The 23305-nt window shown below is 58.2% G+C and carries 22 protein-coding genes; 10 read left to right on the top strand and 12 right to left on the bottom strand.

Features of this window, described 5'->3' with window-relative positions:
- Window positions 1-34 precede the first annotated feature (34 nt).
- The gene (locus GOV79_RS11930; RefSeq protein WP_170789938.1) at window positions 35-1615 is read right to left on the bottom strand and encodes an FMN-binding glutamate synthase family protein; all 1581 of its coding nucleotides are present in this window, start codon (window positions 1613-1615) and stop codon (window positions 35-37) included.
- 176 nt (window positions 1616-1791) lie between these two features.
- Here GOV79_RS11930 and GOV79_RS11925 point away from each other — a divergent pair, with 176 nt between their 5' ends.
- Both GOV79_RS11925 and GOV79_RS11920 read left to right on the top strand, forming a co-directional pair.
- Entirely contained in the window at window positions 1792-2196 is a 405-nt protein-coding gene (locus tag GOV79_RS11925) for a fluoride efflux transporter FluC (protein ID WP_331252561.1), read from the top strand.
- Complete coding sequence (locus GOV79_RS11920) at window positions 2193-2555, top strand: fluoride efflux transporter FluC (protein WP_170773343.1); 363 nt, start codon at window positions 2193-2195, stop codon at window positions 2553-2555. The genes GOV79_RS11925 and GOV79_RS11920 overlap by 4 nt, the downstream gene beginning before the upstream one ends.
- Before the next feature lie 20 nt (window positions 2556-2575).
- Here GOV79_RS11920 and GOV79_RS11915 read toward each other — a convergent pair whose 3' ends face one another.
- From GOV79_RS11915 to queC, 8 genes are all read right to left on the bottom strand, one after another.
- Window positions 2576-2902, bottom strand: coding sequence for a cytochrome o ubiquinol oxidase subunit IV (locus GOV79_RS11915; protein ID WP_237217442.1), 327 nt, complete (start codon window positions 2900-2902; stop codon window positions 2576-2578).
- Complete coding sequence (locus GOV79_RS11910) at window positions 2895-3527, bottom strand: cytochrome c oxidase subunit 3 (RefSeq protein WP_170789937.1); 633 nt, start codon at window positions 3525-3527, stop codon at window positions 2895-2897. The genes GOV79_RS11915 and GOV79_RS11910 overlap by 8 nt, the downstream gene beginning before the upstream one ends.
- Window positions 3524-5614 carry a cbb3-type cytochrome c oxidase subunit I gene (locus GOV79_RS11905; protein ID WP_170789936.1) on the bottom strand — a complete coding sequence of 697 codons (2091 nt, stop codon included), beginning with the start codon at window positions 5612-5614 and terminating at the stop codon, window positions 3524-3526. The genes GOV79_RS11910 and GOV79_RS11905 overlap by 4 nt, the downstream gene beginning before the upstream one ends.
- Window positions 5611-6531, bottom strand: coding sequence for a cytochrome ubiquinol oxidase subunit II (locus GOV79_RS11900; RefSeq protein ID WP_331252559.1), 921 nt, complete (start codon window positions 6529-6531; stop codon window positions 5611-5613). Before GOV79_RS11900 ends, GOV79_RS11905 begins: the two co-directional genes overlap by 4 nt.
- 134 nt (window positions 6532-6665) lie before the next feature.
- The gene (gene queF / locus GOV79_RS11895) at window positions 6666-7127 is read right to left on the bottom strand and encodes a preQ(1) synthase (RefSeq protein ID WP_170789935.1); all 462 of its coding nucleotides are present in this window, start codon (window positions 7125-7127) and stop codon (window positions 6666-6668) included.
- Between the two features lie 20 nt (window positions 7128-7147).
- On the bottom strand, window positions 7148-7858 hold the full coding sequence (gene queE / locus GOV79_RS11890; protein WP_170789934.1) for a 7-carboxy-7-deazaguanine synthase QueE: 711 nt from the start codon (window positions 7856-7858) through the stop codon (window positions 7148-7150).
- Window positions 7855-8208, bottom strand: a complete 354-nt coding sequence (queD, locus tag GOV79_RS11885; RefSeq protein WP_170789933.1) for a 6-carboxytetrahydropterin synthase QueD — start codon at window positions 8206-8208, stop codon at window positions 7855-7857. The genes queE and queD overlap by 4 nt, the downstream gene beginning before the upstream one ends.
- A complete protein-coding gene (queC, locus tag GOV79_RS11880) occupies window positions 8208-8909 on the bottom strand; it encodes a 7-cyano-7-deazaguanine synthase QueC (protein WP_170789932.1) in 702 nt (233 codons plus the stop codon). The genes queD and queC overlap by 1 nt, the downstream gene beginning before the upstream one ends.
- 531 nt (window positions 8910-9440) lie before the next feature.
- Here queC and GOV79_RS11875 point away from each other — a divergent pair.
- The 7 genes from GOV79_RS11875 to GOV79_RS11845 all read left to right on the top strand — a co-directional run bounded on the left by GOV79_RS11875 (window position 9441) and on the right by GOV79_RS11845 (window position 18732).
- The gene (locus GOV79_RS11875) at window positions 9441-11069 is read left to right on the top strand and encodes a peptide ABC transporter substrate-binding protein (RefSeq protein WP_170773328.1); all 1629 of its coding nucleotides are present in this window, start codon (window positions 9441-9443) and stop codon (window positions 11067-11069) included.
- A gap of 66 nt (window positions 11070-11135) precedes the next feature.
- A complete protein-coding gene (gene oppB, locus GOV79_RS11870; protein WP_170773326.1) occupies window positions 11136-12059 on the top strand; it encodes an oligopeptide ABC transporter permease OppB in 924 nt (307 codons plus the stop codon).
- A 10-nt stretch (window positions 12060-12069) separates the two neighbouring features.
- Window positions 12070-12999 (top strand): ABC transporter permease subunit, encoded by a 930-nt coding sequence (locus GOV79_RS11865; protein WP_170773324.1) that lies wholly within the window; start codon window positions 12070-12072, stop codon window positions 12997-12999.
- 1 nt (window position 13000) lies between these two features.
- Entirely contained in the window at window positions 13001-14806 is a 1806-nt protein-coding gene (locus GOV79_RS11860) for an ABC transporter ATP-binding protein (protein WP_170789931.1), read from the top strand.
- A 316-nt stretch (window positions 14807-15122) separates the two neighbouring features.
- Window positions 15123-16016 (top strand): UTP--glucose-1-phosphate uridylyltransferase GalU, encoded by an 894-nt coding sequence (galU, locus tag GOV79_RS11855; RefSeq protein WP_170773319.1) that lies wholly within the window; start codon window positions 15123-15125, stop codon window positions 16014-16016.
- Window positions 16017-16083: 67 nt separating this feature from the next.
- Complete coding sequence (locus GOV79_RS11850) at window positions 16084-17520, top strand: mannose-1-phosphate guanylyltransferase/mannose-6-phosphate isomerase (RefSeq protein WP_170789930.1); 1437 nt, start codon at window positions 16084-16086, stop codon at window positions 17518-17520.
- A 135-nt stretch (window positions 17521-17655) separates the two neighbouring features.
- Complete coding sequence (locus tag GOV79_RS11845) at window positions 17656-18732, top strand: DUF2793 domain-containing protein (protein WP_170789929.1); 1077 nt, start codon at window positions 17656-17658, stop codon at window positions 18730-18732.
- Window positions 18733-18763: 31 nt separating this feature from the next.
- Here GOV79_RS11845 and fcl read toward each other — a convergent pair whose 3' ends face one another.
- Window positions 18764-19741 carry a GDP-L-fucose synthase gene (gene fcl, locus GOV79_RS11840; protein ID WP_170773315.1) on the bottom strand — a complete coding sequence of 326 codons (978 nt, stop codon included), beginning with the start codon at window positions 19739-19741 and terminating at the stop codon, window positions 18764-18766.
- 10 nt (window positions 19742-19751) lie between these two features.
- Window positions 19752-20876: a GDP-mannose 4,6-dehydratase gene (gene gmd / locus GOV79_RS11835; protein WP_170773314.1), complete on the bottom strand. Its 1125-nt coding sequence runs from the start codon at window positions 20874-20876 to the stop codon at window positions 19752-19754.
- Window positions 20877-21031: 155 nt separating this feature from the next.
- Between gmd and GOV79_RS11830 the strand changes: the two genes are divergently transcribed.
- Window positions 21032-22336, top strand: a complete 1305-nt coding sequence (locus tag GOV79_RS11830; RefSeq protein WP_170789928.1) for a UDP-glucose dehydrogenase family protein — start codon at window positions 21032-21034, stop codon at window positions 22334-22336.
- Here GOV79_RS11830 and GOV79_RS11825 read toward each other — a convergent pair.
- Complete coding sequence (locus GOV79_RS11825) at window positions 22333-23211, bottom strand: phytanoyl-CoA dioxygenase family protein (protein WP_170789927.1); 879 nt, start codon at window positions 23209-23211, stop codon at window positions 22333-22335. The genes GOV79_RS11830 and GOV79_RS11825 overlap by 4 nt on opposite strands.
- Window positions 23212-23305 lie beyond the last annotated feature (94 nt).

Genomic DNA, 23305 nt, shown 5'->3' with positions numbered 1-23305 from the left:
AAAAGGTCAATCCTTGGCGCGCGCGTGAAAAAAATCAGAAATGCTGGGCCGAGGCGATTTTCCAATCGGCTGCGAACTCATCCGGGACGGCATCGCCCAGGAACGCGCCCTCTTCCACGATATCGTACAGTTCTGCGTAAGAGTGCTCTCGCTCATCCGCTGTACGACGCCGGATATCCGAGGGGTTAAGTTCGGACACTTTCTCTTTGCCCATGGCCCCCAGAATTTCGCGGAAACTTTCCAGCGTGGCGTCGTGATAGCGATGAACCCGCTGTCGTTTCTGCGGCACGTTCACGGCGCGACCACGAACCGGGTCCTGCGTGGCGACGCCGGATGGGCAGCGGTTGGTGTTGCAATGCAGCGCCTGAATACAACCAATGGCAAACATCATCGCCCTTGCCGCGTTACACATATCCGCACCAAGCGCGAATTTCTCGATCATGTCATAACCGGTGGCCACTTTGCCCGAACAAATCACCCGGATCTTGTCGCGCAACCCTGCGCCACGCAGGCAATTGTTCACAAAGATCAATGCCTCGTTCAGAGGCATGCCCAGACGGTTGGTGAACTCGACCGGAGCCGCGCCAGTGCCCCCTTCGGACCCGTCAATAGTGATGAAATCCGGCAGAATGCCTGTCTCAAGCATCGCTTTGCAGATTGCCATGAATTCCGACGGGCGACCGATGCATAGCTTGAAGCCAACCGGCTTACCACCCGACATCTCACGCAGATGCTGAACGAACTGCATCAATCCGGTCGGACCCTCAAAGGCGGAGTGCGTGGGGGGCGAAATGACGTCCTGGTGCACCGGAACGCCACGAATTTCAGCAATCTCCTCATCAACCTTGGCGGCAGGCAACACCCCCCCATGCGAGGGCTTGGCCCCCTGCGACAGTTTGATCTCAATTGCCTTTACAACGTCCTTTTTGGCCTTTTCGGCGAATTTGTCCTTGTCGAACCCGCCATCCGCTGAGCGGCATCCAAAATAGCCGGTTCCGATCTGCCAGATGATATCCCCACCCTCGGCCAGATGATGCGGAGACAAACCGCCCTCGCCAGTGTTATGAGCAAATCCTCCATCCTTGGCACCGCCGTTCAGAGCCCTGATCGCATTTGCACTAAGCGCGCCAAAGCTCATCGCCGACACGTTCAGGCGCGAAGCATTGTAAGGCTGGGAGCATTGCGGACCGCCAAGCAAAACGCGCTCTTCGCTTTCGTCCACATGTTTGGGGGCGAGTGAGTGATTGGTGCGGTGATAACCCACGGAATTGATATCGTACTGCGTCCCAAAAGCCTGCGTGTCCACCTGACCTTTCGCGCGGGAATAGACCAACCCGCGAACAATTCGGTTATAGGGGCGGCCACTTTCGTTCGTTTCTACGAAATACTGGCGGATTTCGGGGCTGACAAACTCCAGCATATAGCGAAAATGCCCAAGCACCGGGTAATTGTTCAGAACATTGTGCTTCGTCGTCAGTATGTCGTACAGACCGATCACTGCGTAGGGGATCAGCAAGATCAACAGCCAATGGATCGGAGACCAGACAAACCCAAGGATCAGGGTCAGCGGCAGGCAAACACAGCTTAGAAAGTAATAGAGTCGGCGGACTATCATTGGGGCTCTCCTGAACTGGCCTGCGTTACATCGGAAGTTGGGCAATTCGATATTTTGTTGCAAGCGTTTATGCCATTTGTCACCTGTTCCAGCGGATTCGTGATAGTGGCGGTCGATGGTTGATCCGTCCCCAGCCAGTGGGTATGCCGAAAGGCACAAAGAACTGGGCAGGGTCTGTGACTGATAGCAAACTTCAACCCAACATTGGGCGCATGTTCCTTGCCGTTTTTGTCGGCGGCGCGGCAGGTTCGCTGCTGCGTGAAGGGTTGTCGGTCCCGCTGCCCAGTATCTTGGCCGTAACGACGACCTTCGGGATCAATGTTCTTGCCTGTTTCGTTCTAGGCTGGCTCTATTCCATCCGGCACCGGGTTCATGCGCATGTATTGCATCTGGGAGCTGTGGGGTTTTGCGGCGGGCTGTCCACCTTTTCCTCTTTCGTGGCCGATCTGGCCGCGATCGCCTCAACTAGCCCATGGGGCGCGGTCTATGCTGCCACGTCCGAGATTGTCTTTGGCCTTGCCGCAGCCCTGTTGGGTGAGGCAGTCGGGCGGCGCGTTCACGGCGTGAAGGGGGCCAGATGACCGAAGCCTATCTGCACGCCATCTTTGGCCTCGGCGGAGGGTTGGGAGCGGTTCTGCGCCATTGGATCGCCTTGCGGCTGCGGCACGATCTGCCGATTGCAACGCTGTTTGTGAACGTGCTGGGCAGCCTGTTGCTGGGGCTTTGGATAGGGGTTCTCGGCGGGCCGGTCGAGATGGGGGAGGAGGCACGGCGACTGGTATTCGGATTCTGCGGCGGCTTCACCACGTTTTCTAGCTTTGCCTATCAAACGCTGGACCTGAAACGAGAACGCACCCTTGTGTTGGCCGCTGGCAACATCGCGTTCAGCCTTGCCCTATGCTGGGGGGCGGTAGTACTGGGAATGTGGCTGACGCAGTGACTGATTGCGGCCCCGGCGGGCTACATCGGATAGGTATGCATCCGCACCGACAGATTGCCCATGATCCAGACCGTGCCCACGATGATGATCAACAGGACAAGCGTTGAAAACAGCACGAGGTCCAAATCCTCGCGGCTGCTGCGGCGGCGATCAATATGCAGGAAATACACCAGTTGCACGATCAGTTGGGCCAGGCCCAACAGACCAATCGTCAGGTAGACGCCCGTGGTTTTAATGCCGAACACATAGGCAATGATGAAAACGATCAGCGTCAGCACCAATGAACCGCCGTAACCGACAACATAGCGTCTGCGTTCGCGCCGGTGCATCTCGGTGAGGTTATCCATAGGTCAGCCCTCCGAAGTAGACGATAGTGATGATGCCGATCCAGATCAGGTCGAGAAAGTGCCAGAACAGCGCCAGACGCACAACGCGGGACATCAGCACATCAGTCAGGCCAAAGACGCGCAGCTGTATGCCCAGCACGACCAACCACAGACACCCCGCCGCAACATGCAGCCCGTGTAGCGGGACTAACCCGTAGAATGCCGACAGGAAGCCGCTGCGCTGGGGTACTCCGCCCTTCTCTGCCATGGCCATAAAGTCGCGCAGTTCCAGCACCAGAAAGCTGAGGCCAAGGACCAGCGTTATCCCGAACCACATCACGATGCGGGATCGGGGCAGGTTGTATTTCAGCGCCAGCATTGCCAGCCCGACCGTCAGGCTGCTGGTCAGCAGGATCAGCGTCTGGGCGAAAATACTGGTCAGATCGAACAGCTCATGCGGACCGGGGCCACCGGCCTGAGCGTCGATCATGGTGATGTAGATGGCGAACATCAGGCCGAAATAAACCAGATCGCTCATCAGAAAGACCCAGAACCCGAACGAGACGACCTCACTGGCCTTGTCCGCGCCGGGGTGGCGGCGACCAAGATTCAGGCCCGGATAGCTGTGAGTGGGCGCGCGTTTCATGTCGCCACCTCCAGATCGGGGCGAGCGAGACCGCGGTTTTCCGACGCATATTCGTGATCGCGGTCAACGGGGGTCGCTGCGCGGACCAGATCCAGCCAGGCCTCGTGTTCCTTGCGCACCTGTTCGGCTGAGATAACTTCTTCGGTATCGGTTCTGAACGTCCAGGCGATGAAGGACACGAGCATCAGACCGGTAGTCAGCGCCGCCAGCCACCAGATCCACCAGACAAGTGCGAACATCCACACCCCGCTGAGCACGCAGAGGATGAAACCGATGCTTGTGTTGCGCGGCAGCAGGATATCCTCGTAGGCATCCGGCGTTGGATAGGCCGCGCCGCGCTCTTTCGCTTCGACAAAGTCGTCACGGTCTGTCACCTGCGGGATAACGGCGAAATTATAGGGCGGCGGCGGGGCCGGGATGGACCATTCCAACGTGCGCGCGTCCCATGGGTCCCCGACAGGAACGCGTGTGGTTTCACGCTGTTTGATACTGACCCACAACTGCGCGACAACCGACAGAAGTGCGGCCAGAATGACCAGCGAGCCCAGGGCAGCCACGATCATATAAGGGTGAAAGCTGGGGTCTTCCCAACTGAACGACCGGCGCGGCATCCCCATCAGTCCCACGAAATAAAGCGGCAGGAAGGTCAGCATGAACCCGACCGTCCACAGGACCACCGAGATCCGGCCCCATGTTTCGTTCAGGCGAAATCCGAAGGCCTTGGGGAACCAATAGTTATATCCGGCCAACAGCCCGAACAGCACCCCCGGCAGTAGCACATTGTGGAAATGGGCCACCAAGAACAAAGTATTGTGCACCTGATAGTCGATGGTCGGATTGGCAAGAATGACACCCGACAGCCCTCCGATCACAAAGAGCATCAGGAAGGCCAAACCGTAAAGCATCGGCACCGAAAACCGGATGCGCCCGCGAAACAGCGTCGCCATCCAGTCATAGACTTTCACACCGGTCGGGATGGCAATCAGCATCGTGGCGATCCCGAAAACCGCATTGATCAGCGCGCTTTGCCCCATGGTGAAAAAATGGTGCAGCCAGACGGTAAAGGACAGGATCGCAATCGACATGGTCGCAATAACCAGCGAGTTGTAACCGTAAAGCCGTTTGGCCGAAAAGGTGGCGAAAATCTCGGAATAGATCCCGTAGGCGGGCAGAACCAACAAATAGACCTCGGGGTGGCCGAACAGCCAGAACAGATTGGCGTAGTTCATCATGTTGCCGCCAAGGTCATTGGTGAAAAAGTGGAAATCCAGATACCGGTCAGCCGCCAACATCAAGGCGGCCACACCCAAAGGCGGCATTGCAAAGATGATCAGGATCGAGCTGCAAATGATCGTCCAGCAATACATCGGCAGCCGCATGAAGGTCATACCCGGCGCCCGCAGCTTGTAGATCGTCACCGCAAAGTTGATTCCTGTCAGGGTGGTGCCGATCCCCGATACGACAATCGCCCAAATCCAGTAATCCGGCCCGACCCCCGGGTTGAACGCGGCGCCGGTATAGGGCGGATAGGCCGTCCACCCTCCGGTCGAGAAAGCGCCCACCACCAGCGAAACCATCAACATCATCCCGGCAGAAACCGTCAGGCCCAAGCCGATCTGGTTCATGACCGGAAAGGCAACATCACGCGCGCCGATCATCAGGGGGATCAGAAAGTTCGCGACCCCAAACACAAAGGGCACCGCCACAAAGAACACCATGATCGTGCCATGGGTGCTGAAAAGCTCGGCGAAATGTTCGGCTTCAAGGAACCCGTCCCCAGGCCCCGCAGCCTGCTGGGCGCGCATAACGACGCCTTCCAGCACCCCACGCGCCAGCATGACGATCGCAAAGACGATGTACATGATACCGATTTTCTTGTGATCCGCACTGGTCAGCCAATCACGCCACAAGGGCCCCCACAGGCGGAACCATGTCAGCAGCCCTACAACGGCAACCACCCCGACCAGAACAACGGCGGCGGCGGCATTGGCCACGATCTCATTGGCGTTCGGCGTCTGGATCAGACCTACGATCGGGAACGCATCCCAGCTTAACCGCCCGATCAGCCCTCCTGCTTCCGACGTCATTGCGCACCCTCCTGCCCATAGGTTGCGGTTCCGGGTTGCTGATCTGTCGGTAGCGGTTGCCCACCGTGATATCGGTGCAGGATCGAGTGGAACAAATCCCCCTCCTCAAGCGTGAAATACAGCGCGTTGAGCGGCATGAGCGGCGTACCCAACGCGGCCTGTACCTCATCGCGGTCGGTGCGCATGGCCAATGTTTGATAGGTCTCATCGGTCAGCGGAATGCCATGGGTGCGGACGCTGTTGACCCAGACCTCAAAATCGCCCGGTTGCATCGCTTGCGTCACGAATTTCTGCTTGGTGAACCCACGGCCGTTATATTGGGTGTTTTCGCCCTGCATGGTCCGGGGGGTGTCGGCCACCAGATGCAATTTGGTTGTCATGCCGGGCATCGCGTAAATCTGCCCTGCCAGCGCCGGGATCATGAAGGATTGCATGACCGTATCGGTCGTCAAGGTCAGGGCCACCTGCTGGTTCACGGGTATGCCGAACTCTCCCACGCTGGCGATGCCATGATCGGGGTAGATGAACAGCCATTTCCAGTCGAGCCCCACAACCTGAACGTTCACGGCAGGCTGATCTCCAAACGGCGCGGCATAGGGATCAAGCCGATGCGTCGCTTTCCACAAGTAGAACGACAGGATGGCCACGATCAGTACCGGCACCCCCCACATGGCAAATTCCAGCGGACCAGAGAAATCCCATTTGGGCCGGTAAGCGGCAGAGGTGTCGGGGCGGCGGCGATAGCGATAGGCGATCAGGGGTACCAGCACCAACACCGGGATCACCGCAATCAGGATCAGAGCCGTTGCGCGCAGCAGATGGGTTTTCTGCACGGCCGCAATCGGCCCCTGCGGGTCTAGGAAACTGTCGCTGGCAAAAACGGATTGCGCGGACACAAGTGCAAGCACAACCAGCACGAGCACCCGCGACCAATTGAAATACCTCACACCCAAAAGCCCTTATACCGATATCTGGGTCAACTATCGGCAGAGTCACACGATTACTCAAGGCTTTTTCGGGTCGGATTTTCGCCCGACCCAAGCGAGCGGTGTCAGCCGCGCCCACGATAGGGCGGCACGCCCTGATCGGGAATCCAGACATGCTCGGGTATGGCCCCCGTCTGCCAGAAAACATCAATCGGAATACCGCCCCTCGGATACCAGTACCCGCCGATCCGCAGCCAGCGCGGGTCAAGAAAATCGACCAGACGGCGCGCGATGGACACGGTGCAATCTTCGTGAAACGCGCCGTGATTGCGGAACGAGCCCAGAAACAGCTTGAGCGACTTCGATTCCACCAACCATTCGCCGGGCACATAGTCGATCACCAGATGTGCAAAATCCGGCTGCCCCGTCATCGGGCACAGCGAGGTGAACTCGGGCGCGGTGAACCGCACGCAATAGTCGATATCGGCCTGCGGGTTTTGCACCCGCTCCAGCTCAGCCGCTTCGGGAGAGGTGGGCAGTTCGGTTTTGCCGCCCAATTGGGTCAGGTCGCTGTAAATAGTTTCCATTGTCTTCTCCTGATGGGGTTTTAGACCCCGCGTTTGTTGCCCCACAAAAGGACATGCAGTTGCGGCAACACCCGAGGGGTGAACCAGCCATCTGCGGTGACTTTCTCGACCAGCCATAGCAGCCGATCCGACAGGGTTTGCGGATCGACGGGCTGCGTGGGGTCGACCGTCTCATTACCCGGCTGTAGATACAGTGGCAGCGCCGGATAGCGATCCGCCGCGGCACGGGCCCAAGCGTAGTCACGCTCATCAAAGATCACGATTTTCATCACCGTTTTGGGGCCGTTTCCAGCAGCCGACAGGCAGGCGTCGAACGCGACCCAATCCACCGACTCCCCGCTCGAGGGCGGTTTAGGGCTTAGGACCAGCGTATCCAGATCGCTGAACCACGGCTTTGCGATAGAACCTTGCGTCTCGCAGGCGAACCGATAGCCTTCGACCTTTCCCTTGGCGATCAGAGGGGCAAAATCCTGAATGGCAGGATTGCCACCCGACAGCGACACGGTCAAAGGCCGCCCGCCTGACAGGTCGCGCACTCGGCTCCAAACCGCATCCGTGGTCATCGCCGCCCAGTCATGACGATAGGCAGTATCAACCGCGTGCAGGCTGTCGCACCAGCTGCACCGGTAATCACATCCGCCGGTGCGCACGAATACAGTAGGTTCCCCGATCAGCGCGCCTTCGCCCTGAATCGTGGGGCCGAAAATCTCGGCAATGCGCAGGCGGGTCATGGGCGATACTCGGCCCATGTTTTAGGAGTTTCGCTGACCCGCACGGCAGCGGTTTCCGGCCAACGGGCAGCACACCAGTCATAGAAATGACGCGCCATATTCTCGGCCGTGGTCAGGATGTTCAGCACATCGTTCAGATGGCGATGATCAAACGTCTCATCGATATAGGTCTTGAGCGGCTTCAGCTCGCCAAAATCGCGGACAAACCCGTCAGCGTTCAGGTCCTTGGCGGCCAGTTCGACCTCGACCACATAATTATGCCCGTGCATCCGCGCGCATTGGTGATCGTCGGGCAGATGGGTCAGTTGGTGCGAGGCAGAAAAGTGGAATTCCTTGGTGATCCGATACATCAGGCGCTTTCCTTCTGTGCCGTGGCTGCCACCCAGAAATCAGGGTCGTCATAGGTTGTAGGGTCAGGGATACCGGCCAGATGGAAGGCCTCTCGCCGCTCGACACAGGTACCGCAGCGCCCGCAATGGTTGTCTCCGCCTTTGTAGCAGGACCATGTCTGGGCAAAGGGGGTGTTCACACGCGCGCCCTCGGTCACGATATCGGCTTTGCTGCGATGCACGAACGGCGTGAACAGCGAGACGTCGGCATAGCCGTCCAGCGCCAGCTTCTGCATTGCCTCAAAGGCTTCGGTGAAGGCAGGGCGGCAATCGGGATAGATGAAGTGATCCCCACCATGCACGGCGGTGGCCACCGCATCTGCCCCACGGGCGGCGGCGGCACCGAATGCAACTGTCAGCATGATGGCGTTGCGGTTGGGCACCACGGTCACTTTCATGCTGTCTTCGGCATAGTGCCCATCGGGCACATCCACATCATCGGTCAGGGCCGAGCCGGTCAGAACCGCTCCAACCGAACGCAGGTCGATGATGTCATGGGGCACACCAAGGCGCAGCGCGCAAAGCGCAGCATAGTCCAGCTCTTTGCGGTGACGCTGGCCATAGTCGAAAGAGATCAGGCCCGCCAATTCGTGATTCTGCGCAACCATATGCGCCAAAGATACCGAATCCAGCCCGCCCGAGCAGATTACGATCGTTTTCATATTTTGAACCCTTGTTTTGATACCCGGGTAGGCTGCGACCGGGATGGGCCCTGTTATGCTCTGTCGTGCGCGGTGCCAAGGCCCAAGCGCCTGATTGCCGGATCACAAGACGGACAGATGGATTCAGGAGCGATTCGCATTTTTGGATCAGGTGACGTGAGGGAAACACAAAGACTTCAGGTCAAGTCCAAGCCACATGCTTCACGAAAGTGTCAAGAACACGTCAAGTTTCGCCATTTTATTGCCTGCGACCTCTCGGTTTCATTCACAATCCACCTAAGGTTGCCTAATTTGCAGGCAAAGGCTTTAACCTTTTTTGAAATAATGCCAACGTCTGCCCCAGTGAAAGGCGACTTTCGCAACAACATTCCTGACTGCAAACCGAAACCCAGTGACGCGGTGTTCATTGCGATCTGACAAAGCAAAATCTGAACCTGTTCCGGGCCGCTTTCTGGTCGGGCAATCAAGGTGGCAACGGGCCACCCTGATCGGCTGCGTGCGCCTTGCCTTCAAAAAACGGGAGTTAACAATATGAACAAGTATATTCGGACATCTCTAGCAGGCCTGCTGACCTCGACTATGATCACCGGCGCGGCTTTTGCCGCCGGAACCCACCCAACCACGGGCGAAGCGCTGGCCGATGACCAGACGTTCACCTATCGCATTCTGGACGAGCACAGCTCGGTCGATCCGCAGGTAGTTGAGGATGTTTCGGGCGCCGAGATCGTCCGCGATCTGTTCGAAGGTCTGATGAACCAGGACGAAGACGGTAATTTGGTGCCGGGTGTTGCCACCAGCTTCACCACCAATGATGCCAAGGACGTCTATACCTTCACCCTGCGCGACAATGCCAAGTGGTCCAATGGAGATCCGGTTACAGCTGGCGATTTCGTTTACGCCTGGAAACGTGCCGTCGATCCCGCGCTGTCCTCACCCTATGCGTGGTACATGGAGCTGATGTCGATCGAGAACGCGTCTGAAATTATCGCAGGCGAAAAGCCGGTTGACGATCTGGCCGTCAAAGCCATCGACGACCACACGCTGGAAGTAAAGCTTAGCGCGCCGCTGTCCTATTTCCCGCAGATGACCACGCATGCGACCACCTTCCCTGCCCCGCAGAAAGTGATTGAGGAGTTCGGCGACGCCTGGACCAAGCCCGGCAACATCGTGTCGAACGGTGCTTATGTTCTGACCGAGCATCTGCCGCAGGAACGCTCGGTTCGCGAGCGCAACGAGATGTACTGGGACAACGACAACACGATTATCGAAAAAGTCGTGGCCTTGGTCATTAACGACGAAAACGTGGCCCTGACCCGCTATCTGGCCGGTGAACTGGACCGCACCGAAGTGCCCGCAGGCCAGTTCCCGCGCCTGCAAAAAGAGCACCCGGAAGAGGCGATCAGCTTCCCGCGTCTGTGCAACTATTATTACACGTTCAACCTGTCCGAAGGTGGTCCGGAAGCGTTCAAAGACCCGAATGTCCGTCAGGCTCTGTCGCTTGCTGTCGATCGTAAGATCATCACCGAGAACATCATGGCAGGCGGTCAGCCACAGGCATATACTTTCGCACCCGAAGCAACCGCAGGCTTCACCGTTCCGGACGTCGAAATGGCGTCGATGTCGCAAGCCGAACGGGACGAACTGGCCAAAGAACTGCTGGCCGAGGCTGGTTATGGCGCAGACAATCCGCTGAGCTTCGAGATGGTCTACAACACGTCAGAAGCGCACAAGAAAGTTGCCGTGGCGCTGAGCCAGATGTGGAAACAGAAACTGGGCGTGAACGCCGAGCTGGCCAACATGGAATGGAAAGTGTTCCTGGAAGAGCGCGGCAACCAGAACTTCGATCTGGCCCGTGGCGCATGGTGTGGCGACTATAACGAAGCCTCGACCTTCTTGGACCTGTTGCAGTCCGATTCGGGCTATAACGACGGCAAGTACAACAACGCCAAAGTTGATGAACTGCTGGCCTCTGCCAAAACCGCAGACGATGCCGCGCCGCTTTATACCGAGGTCGAGCGTATCATCGCGCAAGAGACCCCCGTCATCCCGATCTATCACTATGCTGGCGTCTATATGATGGACAGCGATGTGGGGAACTGGCCGGTCAATAACGTAGAGCAGAACTGGTACTCCAAAAACCTCTACAAAACAGCCGAGTAATCACCTTTAGATCCCGCTGTGCCCCAAGGACCGCTTTGGGGCACAGCCAATAATTGGGGGCATGAAATGCTTGCCTATATTATCCGGCGGCTATTGGTCGCCGTTCCGACGATCCTTTTGCTGATCGTCGCCAGTTTCTTTCTGATGCACTTCGCGCCCGGTGGGCCCTTTACCTCGGAACGGCCTCTGCCGCCCGCGGTTCTGGCCAATATCGAGGCACGCTATGGGCTGGACCAGCCGCTGTGGAAGCAGCTTTGGGACTATCTGTATAACATCGTGGTGCATTTCGATTTCGGGCCATCCTTCAAGTTCAAGGATCGCGATGTGAATGATATCATCGCCCAAGGTTTCCCGATCTCACTGACCTATGGGTCCCTGTCGTTCCTGTTTGCCACCACGATTGGTGTGGGGCTGGGGATTGCGGCGGCCATCAAGCACAATAGCTGGATCGACTATTTCGCTGTCGGTCTGGGCATTGCAGCTCAGGCGCTGCCGAACTTCATCATGGGCCCGATCCTGATCCTGACCTTCACCCTTTGGCTGGGTTGGCTGCCGGGCGGTGGCTGGAACGGAGGGCAATGGCCATATCTGATCATGCCCGTTATCGCGCTCGCGACCTCATATATCGGCTCGATCGCGCGGATCACACGATCGTCTATGCTCGAGGTTCTGAACTCGAACTTCATCCGCACCGCGCGGGCCAAAGGACTGCCGACCAGAACCGTGATCTGGCGCCATGCGCTGAAACCGACGCTTTTGCCGGTGGTGTCCTATCTGGGACCGGTCTTCGTCTATGTTCTGACGGGTTCGGTCTTCGTTGACATCTATTTCTCGACCGGCGGTCTGGGGCAAGCCTATGTCGGCTCGGCCCTCTCGCGTGACTATGCGGTGCTCTTGGGGGTCACGATCCTCTATGGCGCGCTGACCGTCATCGTGAACCTTTTGACCGACCTAGCCTATGCCTGGTTCGATCCGAAAATCCGGTACTAAGGGGCGAAACATGCTTGGAAAATCTCAAAAAGCCGCCCATCTGGCCGAAGATATCACCGATTACACGGTCATTCAGGGGCGTTCACTGTGGCAAGACGCACGGATGCGTTTTGTGCGCAACAAGGCCGCAATGGCCAGCGTAATCATTCTGGCGCTGATCGTTCTGTTCACCCTTATCGGGCCCTACTTCGCGGTCTGGAACAATGAAGAGATCGACTGGAACGTTATGGGTGACGTGCAGGGCATGGGTATGCCCTCAGTCGAAACCGGCCATTTCTTTGGCGTCGATGACTTGGGGCGCGATCTGTACAGCCGCGTCATTCAGGCCACCACCACATCGCTGCTGGTCGGTCTGATCGGTGCAGCGACAGCGCTGATCGTTGGCACCTGCTATGGCATCGCCGCCGGCTATATCGGTGGCCGGACCGACAGCGTCATGATGCGCTTTGTCGACATCTTGCTGGCGATCCCGGCAACTCTGGTGATTATTCTGCTGCTTGTCGTGGCGGGTCGATCCTTCTTCATGCTGTTCATCGCACTTGGCGCGGTTGGTTGGCTGACCATGGCGCGGATCGTACGGGGTCAGACCCTGACCCTGAAGAACCGCGAGTTCATCGAGGCCGCCCGCGCCGCAGGTGTCAGCGAATTTACCATCATGTACCGCCATATCCTGCCCAACTTGCTGGGCGTTGTGATCGTCTATGCCTCGCTTCTGGTGCCTGAAATGATCCTGACCGAGAGTTTTATCTCGTTCCTTGGGCTGGGGATTTCAGAACCTTACACCTCGCTGGGTCGTCTGATCGCGGAAGGGGCCGGAACCATGGGGTATGGCACCCTGTGGCAATTGATGTTCCCGCTGACTTTCTACGTCGCCATCATCATCACGATGTTCTTCATCGGGGATGGTCTGCGTGACGCTCTGGACCCGAAGGATCGCTGATATGAGCCTGTTTTCCGTAAAAGACCTGAAGGTCCAGTTCGACACCCCCGATGGCGTGGTCGAGGCCGTCAAAGGCATCAGCTTCGACATCAACCCCGGCGAATGCCTTGGCATCGTGGGCGAAAGCGGGTCGGGCAAAAGCCAGACCTTCATGGCCGCGATGGGGTTGCTGCCACCCGCAGGACGGGCGCTGGGGTCGGCCACTCTGAACGGCACCGAAATCCTGAACCTGCCGATCAACCGCCTGAACAAGATCCGTGGCTCTGACGTGGGCATGATCTTTCAGGACCCGTTGACGGCACTTACCCCGCATCTTCGGATAGGCCAGCAAATGCGCGAGGTTCTGCAGGTGCATGAAGGGTTGCAAGGCGCGAAGGCGCGGGCCCGTTGCCTGGACTGGCTGAACCGCGTCCGTATCCCTGAGGCCGCGCGGCGACTGGACCAGTTCCCCCACGAACTGTCCGGCGGGATGCGCCAACGCGTGATGATCGCCATGTCGATGCTGTGCAATCCCAAGCTGCTGATCGCGGATGAGCCCACCACGGCGCTGGACGTGACCGTTCAGGCCGACATTCTGGACCTGATGGTGCGCCTGCAAAAAGACGAAGGCACCGCCATTGCCCTTATCACCCATGATATGGGCGTAGTCGCCCGTATGTGCGACCGCATTCAAGTCATGCGCATGGGCGAATTTGTCGAAGCCGGAGACACCCGCGAAATCTTCCGCGACCCGCAGCACGACTATACCCGCACCCTCCTCGATGCGATGCCGCGCATTGATGCGGGCGATGCGCCCAAGGCGTTGGAGAAGGTCGAAGAACCGCTGCTCAAGGTCGATGACGTCAAGGTGCATTTCCCGATCAACGTCAAAGGCGGGTTGTTCGGCCGCAAAGTGCCGCTCAAGGCTGTCGATGGCGTCAGCTTTGACATCCGCAAGGGTGAAACTCTGGGTGTTGTGGGCGAATCCGGCTGCGGCAAGTCCACGCTGGCGCGCGCCGTATTACAACTGATCGAACCCAGCGGTGGAAATGTCAGTTGGTTGGGCCATCCCATTGTGGGTCTGAAACGCGCCGAGCTGAACAAGTACCGCAAGGACTTGCAGATCGTCTTTCAAGACCCACTGGCCAGCCTCGATCCGCGCATGACAATCTCGGCCTCAATCGCCGAGCCGCTCAAGACCTATCGCCCCGATCTGACGGACCGCGAGCGCAAGCAGATGGTCAGCGAAATGATGGAGCGTGTGGGCCTGAATGCCAACATGATCAACCGTTATCCGCACGAGTTGTCAGGCGGTCAGAACCAACGGGTCGGCATCGCGCGCGCGATGATCAACAAACCCAAGCTGATCGTCTGCGACGAGGCAGTCTCGGCCTTGGACGTGTCCATTCAGGCGCAAATCGTTGAATTGCTGCGCGAGTTGCAGCAGGAGTTCGGTCTGTCGATGATCTTCATCAGCCACGATCTGTCGGTGGTACGCGCCGTGTCGAACCGGATCATGGTGTTGTATCTGGGTCGGATCGTGGAGCTGGGCGATGGCGAGGTGATCTGCTCGGACCCGATCCATCCTTACACCAGGTCACTGATCTCGGCCGTTCCGATCCCTGACCCGGATGTGGAACGCACCCGTCAGCGGCTGAAGCTGCCAGGAGAGCTGCCCTCACCCATGGACCCCAAAGCCGCGCTGCGCTTTTTGCCCAGCCGGTTGTCTGCCGGTGAGACCGACTATGTTCCAAGCCTCAGCGAAGTTCGTCCTGATCACTTTGTCGCCGAACACGACCCGTTGGATGCCATCATGGCCAATGGGTGATACCCGGCCCGAAGTCAGAATGCTGACTTCGGGCGTATTCAAACCCTGCTTAATTTGCAGGCAAGATTAACTAATAATTCAGCACTAGTTTAACTCAAATAAGTAAGATTGTTTCCAAACCGTTGGAACTCATTCGCCCGGCGCGCACCTTTGACATCGGATCGTTTTGACTTCCTGCCGTCTGAGTGGCACGCTTGTCGGCGATTGGTTATTTGATACGAGTGTTGACGTTGTACATTCCGGCCGCACCGCCTATGAACTCGCCGTGGGCACTTGACGGAATTTCCGGCACTATAGATTGAACTTGAGAGGTACTATGGCACGCAAGGTCACCAAAGCAATTTTCCCGGTAGCGGGACTTGGTACCCGCTTTTTGCCTGCGACGAAATCCGTCCCAAAAGAGATCATGACTCTGGTGGATCGCCCGCTGGTTCAATACGCGATCGACGAAGCCCGGGCAGCCGGAATTACGGAATTCATCTTTGTCACGTCACGCGGGAAATCCGCCCTCGAAGACTACTTTGATCACAACCACATCCTCGAACAGGAATTGAAAGCCAAGGGTAAGGATGACCTGCTGGAAGCGCTGAATGCCACCAATATGGAAAGCGGCGCGATTGCCTATATTCGTCAGCACAAAGCACTTGGTCTTGGGCACGCAGTCTGGTGCGCCCGCCGCCTGATCGGGGATGAGCCCTTTGCCGTTATGCTGCCCGACGATGTGATTGCGGGGGACAAACCTTGCCTTCAACAGATGGTCGAAGCCTATGAGGAAACCGGCGGCAATATGGTTGCCGCGATGGAAGTTCCGCAAGAGAAAACAAAATCTTACGGTGTTCTGGATGTCGGTGAAAACATCGGATCGGTTGTGCGCGCGCGCGGCATGGTAGAGAAACCAAAACCCGAAGAAGCCCCGTCGAATCTGGCTGTGATCGGGCGCTATATTCTTGGGCCGTCGGTTCTCTACAACCTCAACCAAAAGAAGAAAGGCAGCGGCGGTGAGATCCAGCTGACTGACGCCATTGCAGAAGATATCGGCAACGGAGTTCCCGTCTTTGGCTACAAGTTTGAAGGCCAGCGGTTCGACTGCGGTTCCAAGTCCGGGTTCCTGCAAGCCACCGTGGCCTTTGCTCTGGCCCGCCCGGATCTGCGCGACGATCTGCGCGAATATCTGCATGACATTGTTGCGACGGATCAGGCGGCCCAGTAATCGGCCACTCTTTCCTTTGATCGCAAGACGCGCAATATAGGCGCGACGCGCTAATAGGCAGATATTGATGACTACGATTTATCCCGTGATTCTTTGCGGTGGGGCGGGGACTCGACTGTGGCCCTTGTCGCGCAAGAGCTATCCCAAGCAATTCGTGCCGCTGATCGGCGCGACAAGCCTGTTGCAGGATTGTGCCGAGCGGATGCGTGGCCCTGCGGATGCCCCTTATGCCAAGCCATTGATTCTGACCAATGATGCTTTTCGCTTTGTGGTGCCCGAACAACTGGCGGAAATCGGCATTGATCCCGGCCCCATTCTGATCGAACCCGAAGGGCGCAACACTGCCCCGGCGGTTCTGGCCGCCGCGCTCTATCTGCACGCCAGCGACCCCGATGCGGTGATGCTGGTCGCCCCGTCCGATCATGTGGTTCCGGACAAACTGGCATTTCATACGGCCGTTGCAGCCGGTGTGGACGCCATCACCACTCGCAGTGATTTGGTCACATTCGGTATTCAGCCCGACCGCCCCGAAACCGGCTATGGCTATTTGAAACTCAGCCATGCACCGACCGGTGAGGGCCAAGCTGTTCCACTGGAACGGTTTGTTGAAAAGCCCGACCTGGCCCGCGCACAATCCATGTTGGAGGATGGCAGCTATCTGTGGAATTCGGGCATCTTCTTGTTTGCGGTCCGCGATATCATCGCAGCCTTTGAAGGCCATGCGGCCCAATTGATGGACCCTGTGCGCGCCGCAGTCTCGAACGCCAAAACGGACCTTGGTTTCTTGCGCCTTGACCCCGAGGCTTGGTCGCAGGTCGAGGATATCTCGATCGACTACGCCGTCATGGAAAAAGCCCCGAACCTGAGCGTCGTGCCCTATGCCGCAGGCTGGTCCGATGTCGGCAGTTGGTCCGCTGTTCACGAGTTAGGAGAACCAGACGCGCAAGGGGTCGCAACTGCAGGCGAGGCGACCGCTATCGACTGTCAGAACGTGCTGATCCGCTCGGAATCCTCGGCGCAGGAAGTAGTCGCGTTGGGGGTACAAGACATGATCGCCATTGCAATGCCAGACGCCGTTCTTGTGGCCAGTATGGATCGGGCGCAGGACGTGAAGAAAGCTGTGGCCGCCCTGAAGGAAAAGGGCGCGAAGCAGGCAGAATCCCTGCCGGTGGATCATCGCCCCTGGGGCTGGTTCGAAAGCCTGGTGATCGGCGACCGCTTTCAGGTCAAACGCATCCACGTGCATCCCGGCGCCGCGCTAAGCTTGCAATCGCATCACCATCGGTCCGAGCACTGGATCGTTGTGGAAGGAACGGCGAAAGTCACGATTGATGACGAGGTGCGTCTGGTCTCGGAAAACCAATCGGTCTACATCCCGCTGGGCGCGGTCCATCGGATGGAGAACCCGGGCAAGGTTCCGATGGTTCTGATCGAGGTGCAGACAGGCTCGTATCTGGGTGAGGACGACATCATCCGATACGAAGACATCTACGCCCGCGACTAACCAACATCTGCTTGCAAACTGGAAGTTACCAACTGGTTTCGCCGCCGTGCGTGCCGGTCACACGGGATTCATGCGCTTAATCTCATTGTGGCGCGCAGTGAATGCCGGACCGACAACCACAGGAGGGCGCGCCCAATGTCACAGAACTCACCCCGTTTGAACCTGCCATTTATCCAGCCATCGCAGGCGCAAAAGCATGTCACCCACAACGAAGCTCTGCGCCATCTGGATCTGGTCGTGCAACTCAGCCTTATCGCAACCGATGCTGTTACCCCGCCCGCGACGCCCGCGCAAGGTGACATCCACGCTTTGGGTGCCGCGCCCACCGGCGATTGGGCGGGACAAGGCGGGAAGCTGGCTGCATGGCTGGACAATGGCTGGGTGTTTTTTGACCCGAGCTTGGGATGGCGCGCCTGGGATCAGGGTGCGAGTGTCCTCAAGTTGTGGGACGGGTCGAATTGGATCGCGCCCCCGGCGGGCACGCAGAATCTAGAAGGTGTGGGCATTGGAACATCGTATGATGACACCAACAAGCTGGCGGTGCGGGCAAATGCTACGTTGCTAAGCCATGATGGCGCGGGTCATCAGTTGAAGATCAACAAGGCAGCGGCGGGCGAGACCGCGTCGCTGCTGTTCCAGTCGGAATGGACAGGTCATGCCGAGATGGGTTTGACCGGAACCACTGGGTTTACGATCAAAGTATCCCCGGATGGCAGCAACTGGAGCGACGCGTTGGCTTTGGACCCCGCAACCGGCACTGCATCCGGTACCGCGATCCAGCAAAACGCCAGTGACACCACAACCGGCCGGTTGATGCGGGCAGATTATGGTTATGGTCCCGGCAACCTTTTGGGCTCGGTGCAAGAAAACGCAGGCACTCCAACTGGCGCAGTGATCGAACGGGGTTCAAACGTGAATGGCGACTATGTCCGTTTTGCAGATGGCACCCAAATTTGCACAGCCCGGCTAAACCCGACGGATTGCACCACGGCGACAGGCGGGGGGTTCACCAGCGCCGAAGCCACCTGGACGTTTCCAATGCCCTTTGCGGCGGGTTCTGTTCCCGCGTTGTCAGGTGATGGCGGCGACACAAACCGCTTTGCTGCGTGGGGCACCCCAAGCACGACGCAGGTCAGCTTTAAGGTACAATCGTTCACCTCAGGCGCAGCCATGGTCGCCCCCGGCGCTGTCGCCATCGGTCGCTGGTTTTGATCCTAAGGCCGCCCGGCAATCTGTCGGGCGATTACTTCGCGCGGATTTGCGTCTGAGACTGATCCAGAAACCACGCATAGGTTTCGCGAATACCGTCATCCAGCCCGACCCGCGCACGCCATCCCATGTCGGCCAGCCGCGAGACATCCATCAACTTGCGCATCGTCCCGTCCGGCTTGCTGCTATCCTGTGAAATCCGCCCGTCATACCCCACGGTCCGCGCCACCAGTGCGGCAAGTTCCGCGATCGAGATATCTTCACCACAGCCCACATTGATATGGCTCAGCATCGGCTGGGTATTGGCCTCGTAAATATCGCGCGGCAGGTCGAGCACGAACAACGAGGCCTCGGCCATATCGTCCACATGCAGGAATTCGCGCCGGGGCTTGCCAGTGCCCCAGATCACCACCTCATCCAGCCCGTCGCGCTTGGCCTCGTGAAAGCGGCGGATTAGGGCGGGCAGCACATGGCTGTTCTCGGGGTGGAAATTGTCACCCGGACCATAAAGGTTCGTCGGCATGACCGAGCGGTAGTCGACCCCATGCTGCCGGTTGTAACTTTCGCACAGCTTGATCCCCGCGATCTTGGCGACTGCATAGGGTTCATTTGTCGGCTCCAACACGCCAGTCAGCAGGGCATCTTCGCGCATGGGTTGCGGAACCGCGCGCGGGTAGATGCAGGAACTGCCCAGTTGCAATAGGGTCTGAACCCCTGCAGCAAAAGCCTGATGGATCACATTGCACTCGATCATCAGGTTTTCGTAAATGAAATCCGCTGGATAGGTGTTGTTGGCATGAATGCCCCCAACCTTGGCGGCGGCCAGCACCACCACATCGGGGCGTTCGGATTGCATGAAGTCGCGAACTGCCGCCTGATCGGTCAGATCAAGCTCGGCATGGGTGCGGGTGATGAGCTCAAGCGCTTCACCTGCTTTTTTACGGCCTTGCAACCGACGCAGGATCGCGCCACCGACCATGCCGCGATGTCCGGCAACATAGATCTTTCGCATGCCCCGCTCCTCAGCCATTTTCCAGACTGACCGGCAAGTCATACCCGTGCTCTTTCAACAAGGCATGGCGTTTGGCGGTCTTCAAATCCTCACGCACCATTTCGGCGCACATTTCCTGAACGGTCAACTCGGGTTCCCACCCCAGTTTGTTTTTGGCATTTGACGGATCGCCCAACAGAGTTTCCACTTCAGCCGGGCGGAAATATTGCGGGTCGATCCGCATCACAACGTCCCCGGCCTTCAATGCAGGCGCATCCGCGCCTTCGACCGAGACCACAGTGGCAATCTCATCCACGCCGTCGCCCGAAAACGCCAGCGTCACGCCCAGTTCGGCCGCTGACCATTCGATGAACTGACGCACCGAATACTGCACCCCGGTTGCGATCACGAAATCCTCTGGCGTGTCCTGCTGCAACATCAGCCACTGCATACGCACATAGTCCTTGGCGTGACCCCAATCCCGCAGGCTGTCGATATTGCCCATATACAGACACTCTTCCAGACCCTGCGCGATATTGGCCAACCCCCGCGTGATCTTGCGGGTGACAAACGTCTCGCCCCGGCGTGGGCTTTCGTGATTGAAGAGGATTCCGTTGCAGGCATACATGCCATAGGCTTCGCGGTAGTTCACCGTAATCCAATAAGAATAAAGCTTGGCCACCGCATAGGGTGAGCGCGGATGGAACGGCGTTGTCTCACGCTGCGGAATTTCCTGAACCAGACCGTAAAGCTCCGAAGTCGAGGCCTGATAGAACCGGGTTTTCTCCTCCAGCCCCAGAAAGCGGATCGCTTCCAACAGGCGCAGGGTTCCGATGGCGTCCACATCGGCAGTGTATTCCGGCGACTCAAAGCTGACCGCCACGTGGGATTGCGCTCCCAGGTTATAAACCTCATCCGGTTGCACCTGCTGGATGATCCGGGTCAGGTTCGACGTGTCGCTCAGATCGCCATAGTGCAGATGAAGGCGTGGATTCGGCACGTGCGGGTCCTGATAGATATGGTCGATCCGCTGCGTGTTAAATGACGAGGCACGGCGCTTGATACCATGCACCTCATATCCTTTTTCCAGCAAAAACTCGGCCAAGTAAGAGCCATCCTGCCCAGTGATGCCGGTAATTAATGCTGTTTTTGTCATCGGTCCATTCCACACATTCTATCTGCTTGATCGCAGACTCAGAAACAGCAAGATACCCCGGAATGCAACCCAAGGTCACGGCTGGGCATTGAAACCGGCGAAACTTTCCTGAATGAATGCGCCACAAGGCGGTTTCCGAAGAAGGATATTGATACATGCGTATTGCAATGATCGGCACAGGGTACGTGGGGCTCGTGTCGGGGGTCTGTTTTTCGGATTTTGGCCATGACGTCATTTGCGTAGACAAGGCCGAAGGCAAGATCGAGATGCTTCAGACGGGCGAAGTTCCGATCTATGAGCCCGGTCTGGACGTGCTGATGGCCAAGAACGTCGCCTCGGGACGGTTGAGTTTCACCACCGACCTCGCCGCTGCCGTAGATGGGGCGGACGCTGTGTTCATTGCGGTGGGCACCCCGACCCGCCGCGGCGACGGGCATGCAGACCTGACCTATGTGATGGCCGCCGCCGAAGAGATCGCCAATGCGCTGACCGGGTATACCGTGATTGTCACAAAATCCACTGTTCCCGTGGGCACCAACCGTCAAGTTCAACAGGTGGTCGCCGCCGCCAACCCGCAGGCCGAATTCGATGTCGCCTCGAACCCGGAATTCCTGCGCGAAGGGGCCGCCATTGATGATTTCATGCGGCCCGACCGGGTGGTTGTCGGTGTCGAAAACGACCGGGCCGCCGGGGTGATGGCCGATATCTACCGCCCGCTCTACCTGCGTGATTTTCCGATCCTGACGACCGACCTGGAAAGCGCCGAGATGATCAAATACGCGGCCAATGCATTTCTGGCGACCAAGATCACCTTTATCAACGAAATCGCGGGCCTGTGCGAACGTGTGGGCGGCGATGTCAAAGAGGTGGCTCGCGGTATCGGTCTGGATGGTCGGATCGGTAACAAATTCCTGCATGCTGGCCCCGGTTATGGCGGATCATGCTTTCCAAAGGATACCAACGCGCTGGCGCGGATCGGACAGGATCACGCCTATCCGATGCAAATCACCGAGACGGTCATTCGGGTCAATGACGGTGTAAAAAACCGGATGATCGACAAGATCCGGGATGCCTGCGACGACAGTTTCAATGGCAAGACCATCGCGGTGCTGGGCGTGACCTTCAAACCCAACACCGACGACATGCGCGACGCGCCCTCATTGACCATCGTGCCCGCCCTGATCGGGGGCGGTGCCCGTGTCCGCGTCGTCGATCCGCAAGGCCGCGCCGAAGGCGAGGCCCTGCTGCCCGGTGTCGACTGGTTCGACGATCCTTATGCCGCCGCAAAGGATGCGGATGCGGTCGTGCTGCTGACCGAGTGGAACGAGTTCCGCGCCCTGAACCTCGGCGATATGGCGGCCTCGATGACTTCGGCCAGAATGGTCGACCTGCGCAACATCTATTCCCGCGACATGGCCCTGAAGGCCGGGTTCGAGAGCTATTCCGGGGTCGGTCGCTAACCGTACAGCGGCACATCCGCCTGCGCGCCCTCGGCCAAAGCCTTGCTCTGGTCGCGCCGCACCTGGTCGTACAGAGCCAGCGATTCTGCTGAAAACAAACTGTTGGGCGGGGGAACGGGAACAAAATTGCTCTGCCCGTCGCGCCCACGCGCCAGCATGGCATAGTCCTTTTCGGCCACCAATTGTTTGGCATTGGGGTTCAGATACCGGATCGCCAACCCGATGCGCCGGTCGTCCGAGCTGTTCGGTCCTGACCCGTGGATCGTTAAACCGTGATGCAGCGACATTTGCCCCGGCGACAGCTCTATCCGGGTTTTGTCCTCCTCCAGCACCTCCACGGCGATCTCTTGCCCGCGTGACAGAAGGTTCGTGTCAGAATAGGTGTCGTTATGCGGCAGGATCGGGTTCTTATGGCTGCCCTGCACAAAATCCATGCAGCCGCTTTCAGGCGTCGCAGGCGACAGCGCGATCCAGGCCGTAACCTGATCCGGCGTCTCGCCCATACCCCAATAGGTCAGGTCCTGATGCATACCGACCGTGTGCGCTGTCCGCGGTTCCTTGACGAAAAATTCGGCTGACCAGATCATGATATCGGGGCCCAAAACGCCCTCGACCAGATCCAGAACACGGGGGTCCATGGCAACGCGGGCGGCCAAAGGCATTACAAGATGCGAATTGACCCGCTTATAGGTGTTCAACGGCAAAGGCAGATCGGCATCCAGCCATTCCCGCTCAATCTGTTCGAACTCGGCCCGCAGGGCGGCCGTTTCCGTGCCCGTGAAAACGGTCAGGGGAAACAAATACCCATCCTCCCAATACTGAGCGGATTGTTCGGGCGTCAGGGCGGTTTGAGCCATTGAGACAGGGTCAGACATGCGCGCTCCTCCTTACTGCATGTGATTGCAGTCTAGTTGATGCGTCATTAATGGCAGAGCACAGGTTCTTGCCCGTCAGGCTAAGTTCAGCTTA

It is taken from the genome of Ruegeria lacuscaerulensis (assembly GCF_013034745.1).
Lineage (GTDB): Bacteria > Pseudomonadota > Alphaproteobacteria > Rhodobacterales > Rhodobacteraceae > Ruegeria > Ruegeria lacuscaerulensis_B.
Note: the sequence above shows the minus strand (reverse complement) of the source record. Positions and strands in the feature narration are given on the sequence as shown.

Excerpts from the sequence above, each read along its gene's own strand:
- GOV79_RS11860 (WP_170789931.1), top strand. The coding sequence starts at position 13,001 with ATGAGCCTGTTTTCCGTAAAAGACCTGAAGGTCCAGTTCGACACCCCC.
- gmd (WP_170773314.1), bottom strand. The coding sequence starts at position 20,876 with ATGACAAAAACAGCATTAATTACCGGCATCACTGGGCAGGATGGCTCT.
- galU (WP_170773319.1), top strand. The coding sequence starts at position 15,123 with ATGGCACGCAAGGTCACCAAAGCAATTTTCCCGGTAGCGGGACTTGGT.
- GOV79_RS11875 (WP_170773328.1), top strand. The coding sequence starts at position 9,441 with ATGAACAAGTATATTCGGACATCTCTAGCAGGCCTGCTGACCTCGACT.
- GOV79_RS11910 (WP_170789937.1), bottom strand. The coding sequence starts at position 3,527 with ATGAAACGCGCGCCCACTCACAGCTATCCGGGCCTGAATCTTGGTCGC.
- queC (WP_170789932.1), bottom strand. The coding sequence starts at position 8,909 with ATGAAAACGATCGTAATCTGCTCGGGCGGGCTGGATTCGGTATCTTTG.
- GOV79_RS11915 (WP_237217442.1), bottom strand. The coding sequence starts at position 2,902 with ATGGATAACCTCACCGAGATGCACCGGCGCGAACGCAGACGCTATGTT.
- GOV79_RS11850 (WP_170789930.1), top strand. The coding sequence starts at position 16,084 with ATGACTACGATTTATCCCGTGATTCTTTGCGGTGGGGCGGGGACTCGA.
- GOV79_RS11845 (WP_170789929.1), top strand. The coding sequence starts at position 17,656 with ATGTCACAGAACTCACCCCGTTTGAACCTGCCATTTATCCAGCCATCG.
- GOV79_RS11920 (WP_170773343.1), top strand. The coding sequence starts at position 2,193 with ATGACCGAAGCCTATCTGCACGCCATCTTTGGCCTCGGCGGAGGGTTG.
- queE (WP_170789934.1), bottom strand. The coding sequence starts at position 7,858 with ATGACCCGCCTGCGCATTGCCGAGATTTTCGGCCCCACGATTCAGGGC.
- GOV79_RS11830 (WP_170789928.1), top strand. The coding sequence starts at position 21,032 with ATGCGTATTGCAATGATCGGCACAGGGTACGTGGGGCTCGTGTCGGGG.
- GOV79_RS11865 (WP_170773324.1), top strand. The coding sequence starts at position 12,070 with ATGCTTGGAAAATCTCAAAAAGCCGCCCATCTGGCCGAAGATATCACC.
- GOV79_RS11930 (WP_170789938.1), bottom strand. The coding sequence starts at position 1,615 with ATGATAGTCCGCCGACTCTATTACTTTCTAAGCTGTGTTTGCCTGCCG.
- oppB (WP_170773326.1), top strand. The coding sequence starts at position 11,136 with ATGCTTGCCTATATTATCCGGCGGCTATTGGTCGCCGTTCCGACGATC.
- GOV79_RS11905 (WP_170789936.1), bottom strand. The coding sequence starts at position 5,614 with ATGACGTCGGAAGCAGGAGGGCTGATCGGGCGGTTAAGCTGGGATGCG.
- fcl (WP_170773315.1), bottom strand. The coding sequence starts at position 19,741 with ATGCGAAAGATCTATGTTGCCGGACATCGCGGCATGGTCGGTGGCGCG.
- queF (WP_170789935.1), bottom strand. The coding sequence starts at position 7,127 with ATGGAAACTATTTACAGCGACCTGACCCAATTGGGCGGCAAAACCGAA.
- queD (WP_170789933.1), bottom strand. The coding sequence starts at position 8,208 with ATGTATCGGATCACCAAGGAATTCCACTTTTCTGCCTCGCACCAACTG.
- GOV79_RS11825 (WP_170789927.1), bottom strand. The coding sequence starts at position 23,211 with ATGTCTGACCCTGTCTCAATGGCTCAAACCGCCCTGACGCCCGAACAA.